At 73.2% G+C, this 12,677-nt stretch carries 11 protein-coding genes; 2 read left to right on the top strand and 9 right to left on the bottom strand.

Annotation, left to right across the window (positions count from 1 at the left end):
- Window positions 1–25 precede the first annotated feature (25 nt).
- The 9 genes from ACF0H8_RS11750 to thrS all read right to left on the bottom strand — a co-directional run bounded on the left by ACF0H8_RS11750 (window position 26) and on the right by thrS (window position 9,114).
- Window positions 26–580, bottom strand: coding sequence for an NUDIX hydrolase (locus ACF0H8_RS11750; RefSeq protein WP_395289091.1), 555 nt, complete (start codon window positions 578–580; stop codon window positions 26–28).
- A 138-nt stretch (window positions 581–718) separates the two neighbouring features.
- Complete coding sequence (pdxS, locus tag ACF0H8_RS11745) at window positions 719–1,567, bottom strand: pyridoxal 5'-phosphate synthase lyase subunit PdxS (protein WP_395290877.1); 849 nt, start codon at window positions 1,565–1,567, stop codon at window positions 719–721.
- Between the two features lie 260 nt (window positions 1,568–1,827).
- The gene (locus tag ACF0H8_RS11740) at window positions 1,828–2,976 is read right to left on the bottom strand and encodes a PrsW family intramembrane metalloprotease (RefSeq protein ID WP_395289090.1); all 1,149 of its coding nucleotides are present in this window, start codon (window positions 2,974–2,976) and stop codon (window positions 1,828–1,830) included.
- Between the two features lie 29 nt (window positions 2,977–3,005).
- Entirely contained in the window at window positions 3,006–3,617 is a 612-nt protein-coding gene (locus ACF0H8_RS11735; protein WP_395289089.1) for a hypothetical protein, read from the bottom strand.
- A complete protein-coding gene (locus ACF0H8_RS11730; RefSeq protein WP_395289088.1) occupies window positions 3,608–4,816 on the bottom strand; it encodes a glycosyltransferase family 4 protein in 1,209 nt (402 codons plus the stop codon). Before ACF0H8_RS11730 ends, ACF0H8_RS11735 begins: the two co-directional genes overlap by 10 nt.
- Entirely contained in the window at window positions 4,816–5,844 is a 1,029-nt protein-coding gene (locus ACF0H8_RS11725; protein ID WP_395289087.1) for a phosphatidylinositol mannoside acyltransferase, read from the bottom strand. Before ACF0H8_RS11725 ends, ACF0H8_RS11730 begins: the two co-directional genes overlap by 1 nt.
- The gene (pgsA, locus tag ACF0H8_RS11720) at window positions 5,841–6,488 is read right to left on the bottom strand and encodes a phosphatidylinositol phosphate synthase (RefSeq protein WP_395289086.1); all 648 of its coding nucleotides are present in this window, start codon (window positions 6,486–6,488) and stop codon (window positions 5,841–5,843) included. The genes ACF0H8_RS11725 and pgsA overlap by 4 nt, the downstream gene beginning before the upstream one ends.
- Window positions 6,488–7,081, bottom strand: a complete 594-nt coding sequence (locus ACF0H8_RS11715) for an HIT family protein (RefSeq protein ID WP_395289085.1) — start codon at window positions 7,079–7,081, stop codon at window positions 6,488–6,490. The genes pgsA and ACF0H8_RS11715 overlap by 1 nt, the downstream gene beginning before the upstream one ends.
- Before the next feature lie 2 nt (window positions 7,082–7,083).
- Window positions 7,084–9,114 carry a threonine--tRNA ligase gene (gene thrS, locus ACF0H8_RS11710; RefSeq protein WP_395289084.1) on the bottom strand — a complete coding sequence of 677 codons (2,031 nt, stop codon included), beginning with the start codon at window positions 9,112–9,114 and terminating at the stop codon, window positions 7,084–7,086.
- Between the two features lie 1,165 nt (window positions 9,115–10,279).
- On the opposite strand from thrS, the gene ACF0H8_RS11705 reads away from it, so the two are divergent.
- Window positions 10,280–11,656 (top strand): hemolysin family protein, encoded by a 1,377-nt coding sequence (locus ACF0H8_RS11705; protein WP_395289083.1) that lies wholly within the window; start codon window positions 10,280–10,282, stop codon window positions 11,654–11,656.
- Window positions 11,653–12,663: a hemolysin family protein gene (locus tag ACF0H8_RS11700; RefSeq protein ID WP_395289082.1), complete on the top strand. Its 1,011-nt coding sequence runs from the start codon at window positions 11,653–11,655 to the stop codon at window positions 12,661–12,663. Before ACF0H8_RS11705 ends, ACF0H8_RS11700 begins: the two co-directional genes overlap by 4 nt.
- Window positions 12,664–12,677: the final 14 nt, after the last annotated feature.

The raw sequence follows: 12,677 nt of genomic DNA, 5'->3' as shown, positions 1-12,677 counted from the left end.
TCACGGCGACGCCCCCGCGTCGCCGTCAGACGGAGGACTCGTCCAGGTGCGGCGTGGTGCCGTCCCAGCCGCCGCGGAGGAGGCGGCGGACCAGCCCGGGCAGCGGCGCGGGGTAGACGACGGCGCCGCTCTCGACCGCGGCCTCGAGCTCGTCGAGGCCCCACCACCGCATCTCGTCCAGGACGTCGCGCTCCAGCTCCGTCCAGCCGACGTCGGAGAAGTCGTGCGCGGAGGAGACCCGCGCCAGGAAGAACTCCTCGTCCTGCCGGCAGGTGACGCGCGCGAAGTCGAAGATCGCGCTGCGGGTGAGCACCGGGCCGACCAGGTCGGCCGGGGCCACCACCAGCCCGGTCTCCTCGTAGACCTCCCGGGCGGCGCCGTCGCGGACGTCCTCCCCCGCGTCGAGGCCACCACCGACGGTGAACCACCAGGACCGGGTGACCTCGCCGGCGTCGTGGCCGCGCACCAGCAGCACCCGGTCGTCCTCGTCCACGAGGATGACGCGGGCGGCGCGCCGGAACGGGACGCCGTCCTCCCCAGGCTCCCACTCCGGGCCGAGGCCGTAGGTGGGGTCAGGCACGGGCGCCTGCCGTCTCGCGCCCGGCGCCGGCGCCCGCTGGCCGAGCGCCGGCGGTCTCGGGCGAGGCGCAGGCCCCCTCGAGCAGGGTGGCCCCGCGGGCGGGTGCGGACGGCCGCACCCGCCCGTGGCGCCCGTCCGTCACCAGCCGCGCTCGGCCAGCCGGTGCGGGACGGGGATGTCGTCGACGTTGATGCCGACCATCGCCTCCCCGAGGCCGCGGGAGACCTGGGCGATGACGTCCGGGTCGTCGTAGAACGTCGTCGCCTTGACGATCGCCGCCGCCCGCTCCGCGGGGTTGCCCGACTTGAAGATGCCGGAGCCGACGAAGACGCCCTCGGCGCCGAGCTGCATCATCATGGCGGCGTCCGCCGGGGTGGCGATGCCGCCGGCGGTGAAGAGCACGACGGGGAGCTTGCCGGCCGCGGCGACCTCCTTGACCAGCTCGTACGGCGCCTGGAGCTCCTTGGCGGCGAGGAACAGCTCGTCCTCGGGCAGGTTCTGCAGGCGGCGGATCTCGCCGCGGATCTGGCGCATGTGGGTGGTGGCGTTGGAGACGTCGCCCGTGCCGGCCTCGCCCTTGGAGCGGATCATGGCCGCGCCCTCGGTGATGCGGCGCAGCGCCTCGCCCAGGTTGGTCGCCCCGCAGACGAACGGCACGGTGAACTTCCACTTGTCGATGTGGTGCGCGTAGTCGGCGGGCGTGAGCACCTCGGACTCGTCGATGTAGTCGACGCCGAGGGACTGCAGCACCTGCGCCTCGACGAAGTGCCCGATGCGGGCCTTGGCCATCACCGGGATCGTGACGGCGCTGATGATGCCGTCGATCATGTCGGGGTCGCTCATGCGGGCCACGCCGCCCTGGGCGCGGATGTCGGCGGGCACGCGCTCGAGGGCCATGACGGCGACGGCGCCGGCGTCCTCGGCGATCTTGGCCTGCTCGGGGGTGACGACGTCCATGATGACGCCGCCCTTGAGCATCTCGGCCATCCCGCGCTTGACCCGGGCGGTGCCCTGCTGGGCCGGCTGCGCGCCGACGGCGTCGATGGCGAACTCGTTCTCTGACACGGTGACCTCTGCGTGGAGTGGGAAGGACGGGGCCAGTCTAGTGCGCGGCGGGAACGCCCCGGCCCTCGTCCGGGACCGGACGCGGCCCGCCCCCGCGCACGCGCCGGGCCGGCCCCGTCCCGACCGCCCGCCGTGGACCTACCGGTGCAGCGCCGCTGCCCTACCGGTGCGGCGCCGCTGCCCTACCGGGGCGGCGCCGCGAGCCGGCCGCGGGCGTGGGCCACGGCGTCGAGCAGCTCGCGCTCGTCGCGGCTCGCCCGCAGGTCGCGGCGGCCCGTTGCGGCCCGCTGCCGGGCGAAGGCCAGGGACGTCGCCGCGGCCTGGAAGTCCCGCATCGCCCGCTCCCGGCCCGCCCGGGCCGCCCAGCTGCGCGCGCGCTGCCGACCGCGCAGGGAGGTGAGCATGGCGACCTCCTCCGCCGGGAACCAGCCGGCCCGCGCGTACTCGCCGAGGCGCGCCGCGATGACGGCCTTCTCGTCGGCCCGCAGCCACACCACCAGGCCGACCAGCGCGACGAACAACGGCACCTGGACCACCCAGTAGACGACGCCGTGGACGCCCAGCACGGCCGAGCCGTTCCACAGCGCGTGCAGGCCCATCGCGGCGGCGAGGCCGAGCGGGAACAGCGCGAGCCAGGCGCCGCGACCGCGGGAGCGTGAGGAGAGGCCCAGGGCGATGCCGGTGCAGGCGGTGAAGGTGACGTGCGCGAACGGCCCCTGGACGGCGCGGGCGAAGAACACCTGGCTCAGGGCCTCGTCGTACTGGACGAAGTAGAAGACGTTCTCCGTGAAGGCGAAGCCGGCCGCGACGACGGCGGCGTAGACGATCCCGTCGACGGGCCCGTCGAAGTAGCGGCGGCGGGCGAGGAAGATCAGCAGGACGCCGGCCCCCTTGGCGAGCTCCTCGACGACGGGGGCGCCCAGGACCGTACCGACGACCTCGGCGGCCGTGGCGGACCCGGTGGCGGTCAGCACGCTCACCGCGATGAGGTCGTTGAGCACCAGCGAGACCGCCGTCGAGACCCCCGCGCCCCACGCCAGCGCGGCGGCCAGGACCGGGCGGGGCTCCGGCTCCCAGCGGTCGACCCACGCGACGGTGGCCAGCACGCCCACGAGCGGCACGAAGGCGAGCGCGCCGGCGACGGCGGTCGAGGCGGCGCCGCCCAGGCGCATCGCGAGCGACAGCGCCCAGACGACGCCGACCATGCCGACCGCGACCGCGAGGACCTCCAGGACGGCCGTCCCCGCGCGTCGGGGGCGCGGCGGCCGCCACTGCGGCGCGACGGCGGGCGCGGCGGCGTGGAGCGCGCGGCGGGGATCCTCGGCGGGCATCACACGGTCACCCTAGGGTCGGGGCCCGGTCACGTCGTGGGCAGGGCGTCGTCCATGTCGAACGGTTCGGGCAGCGGGGCCCGCCCGGCCAGGTGGAAGAGGCGGACCACCGGGCGGGCGCGGATGCGGCGGACCTGCTCGACGTGCGCGTTGTGGAAGCGCCGGGCCACCTGCAGCCGGTACCAGGACTGCCGGAGGTGGGTGAGCACCTCGGCCGCCCGGGCGTCCCCGGCGAGCTCGGCCTGGTCCTCCGGGGACCCGAGCACGGTGCGCAGGGTGCGGCTGAGCTCGCTCTCGACGAGCCCGCGGTCCACCCGGACGGTGCCCGCTTCCTCCTCCTCGCCCAGCGCGCCCGCGGCCGGCCGGCCCTCGAGCCGGTCGGGGACGAGCGCCGCCGGCGCCGCGTCGGTCGCGCGCAGCGCCACGTCGGTCAGGACCAGGGCCTGCGCCGGGTCGAGCACGCCGGAGGCGGCCAGCTCCAGGGCGGCGCTCGCCCGGCGGAAGAGCTGGGCCTCGAGCGTCGCCCGGGAGCGCAGCACGGTCCGGTGCAGCCGGTCGACCCGGGAGGCCTGCACCCACAGCACCCACGCCAGCACCGCCAGGCCGGCGACGGCGACGAGCACCCACTCCGTCACGCCCACGGCCGCTCACCTCCCCCGGTGACGGCCTGCGTGGCCGCGCGCAGCCGGCCGAACATGGTGCGCGAGCGCGGGTCCTCGCGCACCCGGGCGTGGGCCGTGGAGAGGACCATGTCGTAGACGGCGAGCACCTGGCTGGTGACGGTAGACCAGTCGTAGCGGCGCACCGCCGCGGCGGCCCGCTCCCGCATGGGCAGCGTGGCGGCGCGGTCGCTCAGCACGTCGACCAGGTTCCGCGCGAGCGACGTGGCGTCGCCGCGGCGGAACAGCCGGCCCAGGCGGCCCCCGTCGAGCACCGCCTGGAACGCGGGGATGTCCGAGGCGACCACGAGCGCCCCGGCGCTCATGGCCTCCACCAGCACGATGCCGAAGCTCTCCCCGCCCGTCTGCGGCGCGACGTAGGCGTCGACCGAGGCGAACAGGCTGGCCTTCTCCGCGTCGCTGATCCCGCCGAGGAACGTCACGGCGTCACCGAACCGGGCGAGGGCCTCCCGCTCCTCGGCGGCCTCCCCGCGCCCGGCCACGAGGAAGCGGGTCCCCGGCACCTCGGCGAGCACCGGCTCGACCGCGGCGGCCAGCACCGCCAGGCCCTTGCGCGGCTCGTCGAGGCGGCCCAGGAAGGCGACCGTGGGGCGCTCGTCGGTGCCGGTCCAGGCCGGCGCGGGCCGGGCCGCGGCGAACCGGTCGGCGAACACGCCGTTGGGCACGACGACCGCGTCCCCGCCGAGGTGCTCGACCAGCGTGCGCCGCGCCTCCTCGGAGACGGCGATCCGCCCGGAGATCTTCTCGAGCATGGGGACCACCACCGGTGAGATCGCCTGCAGCGCGCGGGAGCGCTCCATGGAGGTGTGGAAGGTCGCGACGACGGGACCGTCCGCCACCCACAGGGCCAGCATGCTCAGCGACGGGATCATCGGCTCGTGCACGTGCAGGAGGTCGAAGTCGCCCTGCTCCAGCCAGCGCCGGACCCGGCCGCCGACGACGGGGCCGAAGTTCAGGCGCGCCACCGAGCCGTTGTACGGGATGGCGACGGTCTTGCCGGTCGAGACCACGTAGTCCGGCACCGGCGTGGAGTCCTCGGCCGGCGCCAGCACGCTGACCGTGTGCCCGCGCTGGATGAGCTCCTCCGCGAGGTCGCGGACGTGGAACTGGACCCCGCCCGGCGCGTCGAAGGAGTACGGGCAGACGATCCCGATGCGCATCAGGCGCGTCCCGGGGCGTCGGAGGCCTCCGAGAGGCTGCCGGCCGGTGCCTCGCCGGGCACGGCACCGTCGGGGGTCGCCGCGGAGGGCTCCGGGGCCCGGGCGCGCGAGCGGGCGAGACGCTCGGGGTCGAGGTCCTCGACGAAGACCTTCTGCAGCATGTGCCACGCCTCGGGGTGACGGCGGTTTCGCCCGGCCACCCAGTCCACCCACCGCTGGGAGAGCTGCTCCACCGAGTCCCCCGGCCGGTCCAGCCGCTCCGAGAACTCGATGACGATGCCCCACGGGCCCCCGGCGGCGCGGCGGCGCGCCCCGCTGAGGCGTTCGTGCCGGATCATCGCCGCGTGCAGCGGACGGCTGGTGGCAAGGGCCAGGGCGGCCGGCCCCGGAGCCACGCGCGCCCTGTGGCCGCCGAGGTCCACCTCGACGCCGGTGCGGGAGAGGTCCCGGTCGGCGAGGAGCGGGACGATGCTCGCCGACGTGCGGACGTGCCGCACCAGCTCGCGGAAGACCGACCCGCCCTTCTCCAGCGGGATGATCGTCATCCCCAGCCCGGTGCGGAAGTCCAGGAACCCCTGGAAGAGCTCCTCCGGCTGGAGGTGCTCGGCGACCGTCACGACGTGCCCGAGGTACTTCTCGGCCCACGCGCCCGCGAGGTCCCAGTTGCCGGAGTGGGAGAGCGCGACGACCACGGACCGGCCGGCGGCGAGCTCGGCACGCAACGCCGCGTCCCCGACCACGTGCACCCGGGCGCCGAGCTGCGCGACCGAGGCCTGGGGCAGCTCGAACGCCTCGCGGTAGTAGCGCATGTAGGCGCGCATGTTCGCCCGGGAGGCGCGGCGCAGCGCCGCGGGCGACAGGTCCGGCCGCAGCCGGGCGAGGTTGGCCTCGAGCTGGCGCACGCCACCCACGCGAGCGGCCCACGCGCCGTCGGCAACGGCGTCGAAGAGCGCACGGGTCACCGGTCCGGGCAGGCGCTCGACACCCGCCTTCGCCAGCCGGAAGGCGCGGACGATGTCGACGCTCATGCCCGGTGCTCCGCCGGGTCGGCCGGGGAGCCGGTGCGGGCCTGCACGTACACGGTGCGCATGCGCTGGACGACGGTGACGGCGCTGGCGAGGGCAAGCAGGCCCAGGGCGGCGGTCATGACGGCCGCCGGCAGGCCCAGTCCCACCAGCAGCGTGGCGACGAGCACGACGACGAGCCGGTCCGCGCGCTCGGCGAGGCCCACGTTCGCCGTCATGCCGAGGCCCTCGGCGCGGGCCTTGGCGTAGGGCACGACGCTGCCGAGCACCAGGCAGGCGAGCGCGAAGGCGGCCGTCCAGGTCCGCAGCGTCCCGTCGAGGTGGTCCAGGGCCCACAGCAGCACGCCGGAGAAGATCGCGGCGTCGGCCACGCGGTCCATCGTGGAGTCGAGGAAGGCGCCCCAGCGCGAGACCCGGTCGGTCAGGCGGGCCATCTGGCCGTCGAGGTTGTCGGTGACCACGAGCGCGCCGAGCACCAGCGCGCCGACGGCGAGGTGCCCGCCCGGCAGCAGGGTCAGCGCCGCGACGGACGTGGCGAGGGTGCCGCCGACCGTGACGACGTCCGGGCTGACGCCCAGGCGCACCAGCAACCGGGCGGCGGGGCCGAACACCGCCGTCGCGAACCCGCGGCCCGTCCTGCTGAGCACTACAGCTCCGCCCCGTCGGAGGGCACCGGCGCCGTGACCCGCTCCCAGCCCGCGGCGAGCAGCTCGCGGGTGTCCCCGAGGACCTGGGGCAGCGCCTTGGTGCGGGCGATGACCGGGAAGAAGTTGGCGTCGCCGCCCCACCGGGGCACCACGTGCTGGTGCAGGTGCGCCGCGATCCCGGCGCCGGCCACGGCGCCCTGGTTCATGCCGAGGTTGAAGCCGTGCGCCCCGGAGACCTCCCGCAGCACCGTCATGGCGGTCGCCGTCAGCGCCCCGACCTCGTCGCGCTCGGCGTCGGTGAGCTCGGTCAGGTCTGCCACGTGCCGGTAGGGGCACACGAGCAGGTGGCCGGGGTTGTACGGGTAGAGGTTGAGGACCACGTACGCGGTCTCCCCGCGGTGCACGATGAGACCGTCGACGTCGCTGCGGCCGGGGGCGGCGCAGAACGGGCAGCCGGTCTCGCCGTCGTCCGTGGGGCGGTCGTCGCCGTCGATGTAGGCCATCCGGTGCGGCGTCCACAGCCGCTGCAGGGCGTCGGGGACGCCGGCGAACCTCTCGGCCGGCTCCCGCGCCGCCTGGCCCTGGTCGGTCACGCTCACACCTGCTCCCGGCTCGCGACGGCCGCGACGATCCGCTCGACCGCCTCGGCCACGGGCACCTGGTTGTCCTGGTGACCGTCGCGGTACCGGAAGGAGACCGCGCCGGCCTCGACGTCCTCGCCGCCGGCGATGAGGACGAAGGGCACCTTCTCCTTGGCCGCGTTGCGGATCTTCTTGCCGAACCGGTCGTCGGAGTCGTCGAGCTCCACGCGCACCCCGCGGGCCCGGAGCTGGTCCAGCACGCCGCGCAGGTAGTCGTCGAAGACGTCGGCCACCGGCACGCCGAGCACCTGCACGGGGGCGAGCCACGCGGGGAAGGCGCCGGCGTAGTGCTCGAGCAGGACGGCGAAGAACCGCTCGATCGACCCGAAGAGGGCGCGGTGGATCATCACCGGCCGCTGGCGGGAGCCGTCCGCCGCGGTGTACTCGAGCTCGAAGCGCTCGGGCAGGTTGAAGTCGAGCTGGATGGTCGACATCTGCCAGGTGCGGCCGATGGCGTCCTTGGCCTGCACGGAGATCTTCGGCCCGTAGAAGGCGGCGCCGCCCGGGTCGGGCACCAGCTCGAGCCCGGAGGCCTCGCCGACCTCGGCCAGCGTGCGGGTGGCCTCCTCCCACACCTCGTCCGAGCCCACCGACTTCTCCGGGTCGCGGGTGGACAGCTCGAGGTAGAAGTCCGTCAGGCCGTAGTCCTTGAGCAGGTCGAGGACGAAGTTCAGCGTGCCGGTCAGCTCGTCCTTCATCTGCTCGCGGGTGCAGTAGATGTGGGCGTCGTCCTGGGTGAAGCCGCGCGCCCGGGTCAGGCCGTGGACGACGCCGGACTTCTCGTAGCGGTAGACGGTGCCGAACTCGAACAGCCGCAGCGGCAGCTCGCGGTAGGACCGGCCGCGCGAGCGGAAGATCAGGTTGTGCATCGGGCAGTTCATCGGCTTGAGGTAGTAGTCCTGCCCCTGCCGGCGGACGTTGCCCTCGGCGTCGCGCTCCTCGTCGAGGTGCATGGGCGGGTACATGCCCTCGGAGTACCAGTCCAGGTGGCCGGAGACCTCGAACAGGCGGCCCTTGGTGATGTGGGGGGAGCTGACGAAGGAGTAGCCAGCCTCGACGTGCCGCTTGCGGGAGTAGTTCTCCATCTCGGTGCGGATGATCCCGCCCCGGGGGTGGAAGACGGCGAGGCCCGAGCCGATCTCGTCGGGGAAGGAGAACAGGTCCATCTCGGAGCCCAGGCGGCGGTGGTCGCGCCGCTCGGCCTCGGCGAGCCGCTCGGTGTAGGCCTTGAGCTCGTCCTTGCTGGGCCAGGCGGTGCCGTAGATGCGCTGGAGCTGGGGGTTCTTCTCGCTGCCGCGCCAGTAGGCCGCGGCCGAGCGCATGAGGGCGAAGCCGTTGCCGAGGAGCTTGGTGGTGGGCACGTGCGGGCCGCGGCACAGGTCCTTCCAGGCCACCTCGCCGCCGCGGCGGACGTTGTCGTAGATCGTCAGCTCGCCGCCCCCGACCTCCACCGAGGCGCCCTCTGCCACCTCGCTGTCGTCCGCCTCGCCGTCCCCGCCGGGCCCCTTGAGGCCGATGAGCTCGAGCTTGTAGGGCTGGTCCGCGAGCTCGGCGCGGGCCTCCTCCTCGGTGACGACGCGACGGCGGAAGCTCTGGCCCTCCTTGACGATGCGGGCCATCGTCTTCTCGAGCGCGCGCAGGTCCTCGGGGGTGAAGGGCTGCTCGACGTCGAAGTCGTAGTAGAAGCCGTCCCGGATGGGCGGGCCGATGCCGAGCTTGGCGTCGGGGTTGACCTGCTGGACCGCCTGGGCCAGCACGTGCGCGGCCGAGTGGCGGAGGATGGACAGCCCGTCGGGGCTGTCGATGGTCACCGGCTCGATGGCGGCCCCGGCCGGCAGGCCGGCGAGGTCGGTCGCCAGGTCCCTCAGCTCGCCGTCCACCTTGAGCGCGACGACGTCGCGGCGGCCGGCGAACAGGTCCGTGCCGGGCGTGGCACCGGTGACCGTCTGCTCGACGCCGTCGATGGTCAGGTGGTGCTCGGACACGTGCGCGCTCCTCTGGCAGCCGGATAGAACTGTGCCGATCGTACCGAGGCGCGGTACGCGGCCCGTCCGGGCGGCTCGTCGGCGCACCGCCCGGCGGCGTCGTGGCCGGCGGGACGGCCGCGACCCGAAAGTCAGGATGCCCACGTCCGCCGGACCGTCCCCGGAGCTCAGGACCTGCCGCAACGAGGAGCAGCCGCCGGACGAAAGGACCGGCCACATCGACGAACGGCTCCACAACTACAGAACCGCCCCCGGCGTGGCCGGGGGCGGTCCTTGGTGGTGGGCGATACTGGGTTCGAACCAGCTGCTTGTGGATCGCTCACCAGCATCTTTGCCGCCTCTGTGACCTCCGTGGGCCCCCGGTGGGCCCGCGTCTCGGATCCATACCGAGCGCGAAGTCGACGGACTGGAGTCCCACGCGAACTCTGTCGCTGGAACCGCGCCGACTCTACCGCGGTGCTCTTCGACCGGCGAGAATCGATCCTGCGACCTCTCGCTCAAACTGGGCTCTATCCCGAAGACCCAGGCACCGACGCGTCAGTGTCTGGCGAAACCGCGCATCACCTGCGGTTACATCTTCGATGCAAGCGAGTACGTCGAGCCCCCCACAGACATCAGCATCGTTCCACAGCCGATTCAGGGCGGTGGTGCAGATGGTGTTCCGGGCAGCGACCACCGCGGCGCTCAGGGCCTATGCCCGGCCGCGGGAGGAGGTCCTCGCCGTCCCAGCGACCTCCGGCATCGCACCTGCTGGTGCCCACCACGTCCACAAGCGCCCGCAACCCAGATCAGACCACCTAGCCCGGGTAGGACCGGCTGGAGAGCCAGTCCTCCTGGCGCCTCAAAGACCGGCCCCTCGGGCCCTACACCCGCCCCGGCGCACTCGCCCGCCAAGCCGGCGATTAGTCGCGGTGCAGTGCAGGGCCAATAGCGGCGAGGTCCCACGGCTGGCTGCTTGACTCCTGAGAGCGTTGCGCGTTTCGGAACCGCACCGGTCTTCAACGTGACCCTCAGCACTTAGACAGATGCGCCATGTCGCGGTGAGCTGGCGTCTGCGAGAATGCATCCTCAGGCCGCGTGCCCCTATCGAGAGAGACATGGACAGCGACCCTATAGACATGCCCGTACCGCCCGGTCACGATCGACGTGCGGCGGCGGGCGTCCGATGATGACAGTCCTTTCCCTGCTGCTTGGCGTGCTGGTCGTCCTGTTGATCACGGCGCTCACGGGTTACTTCGTGGCGCAGGAGTTCGCCTACATGGCGGTGGACCGCTCGCGGCTGAACGCGCGTGCCTCCGCCGGAGACCCGGTTGCCAAGCGCGCCCTGGCGGTGACCCGACGCACGTCGTTCATGCTCTCGGGTGCCCAGCTCGGTATCACCGTCACCGGCCTGCTCGTCGGGTACGTCGCGGAACCGCTGATCGGCGAGTCGCTCGGGGACGTCCTCGGCGGTGTCGGTGTCCCCACCGGCGTGGGGATCGCCGTCGGGACGGTGCTGGCGCTGCTCTTCTCGACCCTGGTGCAGATGCTCTTCGGTGAGCTCTTCCCCAAGAACCTCGCCATCGCCCGTCCCGAGCCGGTCGCACGGTGGCTCTCGCGTTCCACCCTGATCTACCTCAAGCTGTTCGGCTGGCTCATCTGGGTCTTTGACCAGGCCTCCAACCTGTTGCTGCGGACCCTGCGGATCGAGCCGGTTCACGACGTCGAGCACTCCGCCACCGCGCGCGACCTCGAGCACATCGTCGCGGACTCCCGCGAGAGCGGCGACCTTCCCGCCGAGCTTTCCATGCTCCTGGACCGGATCCTCGACTTCCCGAACCGTGACGTCGAGCACGCGATGATCCCGCACTCGCGGGTGGACACCGTAGAGGCCTCCACCACGCTCGGTGATCTCCGCACGCTGATGAGCATCGGACACTCGCGATACCCCGTCCTTGACTCCGACCATCAGATCGTGGGCGCCGTGCATCTCGACGACGTCCTGACCACCCAGCTGCCGGATCGGGCACTGGTCAAGGACCTGAGCCGACCGCCCCTCATCGTCCCCACCTCGATGGCCCTGCCGGACGCATTGCGCGCTCTGGGCGAGACGAAGAACCAGTTGGCCTGCGTCGTGGACGAGTACGGCGGCCTCGCCGGCGTCCTCACCCTCGAAGACATCGCCGAGGAGCTCGTCGGGGAGATCACCGACGAGCACGACCCCGCCCACCCCGTGATCGCTCCGGCCGAGGACGGGGCCTGGACGATGCCCGGTGACGTCTATGTCGACGAGGTCGAGCGGGCCATCGCACACGACCTGCCCAGGGGCGACTACGAGACCATCGCTGGCCTGGTCATCGCCCACCACGGCGACCTGGCCGACGTCGGCACCACCCTCGACGTCGAGCTGCCGCCCGACCCCGCCGACCTCGCCCGCCACGGCGTACCCGAGATCCGGTGGATGCGCGTCGAGGTCCTGGAGATCGACCGCCATGTGCCGGCAACCGTCCGCATTTCCCTGCCGGGCACGACGCCCGGCGCTGACGTGGAGGCCGACCGATGAACAATCCCTGGATGATCGCCGGCGCGACCGCCGCGATCATCGGCCTCAGCGCCTTCTTCGTCGCCGTCGAGTTCGCACTGATCTCCGCCAAGCGCCACCGCCTCGAGGACGCCGCGGCCACCAGCCGGTCGGCCCGGGCCGCGCTGCGCAGCTCCTCCGAGCTCACCGTCATCCTCGCCGGCGCGCAGCTCGGCATCACCGTGTGCACGCTGGCACTGGGCGCCCTCACCAAACCAGCGGTACACCACTGGCTCACGCCACTCTTCGCGGACTGGGGCATTCCGGCCTGGAGTGCGGACGTGGCCGGCTTCGCCCTCGCCCTCGTCATCGTGACGTTCCTGCACCTGGTGGTGGGCGAGATGGCGCCGAAGTCGTGGGCGATCGCCCACCCCGAGCGCTCCGCCACGATGCTCGCCCTCCCGATGCGGGCCTTCATGTGGACCACCCGCCCCATCCTCAGGGCACTGAACACGGTGGCTAACTGGTGTCTGACCAGGATCGGGGTCGAGCCCGCGGACCAGGTCACCTCGGGCCAGAACCCCGACGACCTGCGCCACCTCGTCGAGCACTCGGCGAACGTCGGCGCGCTCGACGCCCGCTACTCCGCCCAGCTGTCCGGCGCGCTCGACCTCCAGACCCTCACCGTCCGCGACCTCATCCGGGCCGGCTCCACTCCCACCGCCGTCCCCGAGCACGCCACCGTCGCAGACGTGCGCGCCGAGGCCCGCCGGTCCAGCCACCTGCGCATCCTCATCGGCGACGCGCGAGCCATGCACGGCGTCGTCCACGTGCGCGACACCCTCACCGAACCCGACGACAGCCCGGCCAGCAAGCTCATGCGCCCCGTCTTCTCCCTTGACGCCGCCACCACCGTCCACGCCGCGCTGGCAGCCATGCGCGAGACCCGCAACCACCTCGCCCTCATCCACGACGGCAACCAGATCATCGGCGTTGTCACCCTCGCCGACGTCCTGCGCCGCCTCTTCCCCACGACGCAAGTGGCCTAGGACGCCGGTCTTGG

Origin of the sequence: Georgenia sp. AZ-5 (assembly GCF_043952095.1) — a bacterium.
Taxonomy (GTDB): Bacteria; Actinomycetota; Actinomycetes; order Actinomycetales; family Actinomycetaceae; genus Georgenia.
The sequence above is the reverse complement of the archived record's forward strand: the minus strand, read 5'-3'. Positions and strand labels throughout refer to the sequence as shown.

Excerpts from the sequence above, each read along its gene's own strand:
- ACF0H8_RS11730 (WP_395289088.1), bottom strand. The coding sequence starts at position 4,816 with ATGCGCATCGGGATCGTCTGCCCGTACTCCTTCGACGCGCCGGGCGGG.
- pdxS (WP_395290877.1), bottom strand. The coding sequence starts at position 1,567 with ATGGCCGAGATGCTCAAGGGCGGCGTCATCATGGACGTCGTCACCCCC.
- ACF0H8_RS11700 (WP_395289082.1), top strand. The coding sequence starts at position 11,653 with ATGAACAATCCCTGGATGATCGCCGGCGCGACCGCCGCGATCATCGGC.
- ACF0H8_RS11740 (WP_395289090.1), bottom strand. The coding sequence starts at position 2,976 with ATGCCCGCCGAGGATCCCCGCCGCGCGCTCCACGCCGCCGCGCCCGCC.
- ACF0H8_RS11705 (WP_395289083.1), top strand. The coding sequence starts at position 10,280 with ATGATGACAGTCCTTTCCCTGCTGCTTGGCGTGCTGGTCGTCCTGTTG.
- ACF0H8_RS11725 (WP_395289087.1), bottom strand. The coding sequence starts at position 5,844 with ATGAGCGTCGACATCGTCCGCGCCTTCCGGCTGGCGAAGGCGGGTGTC.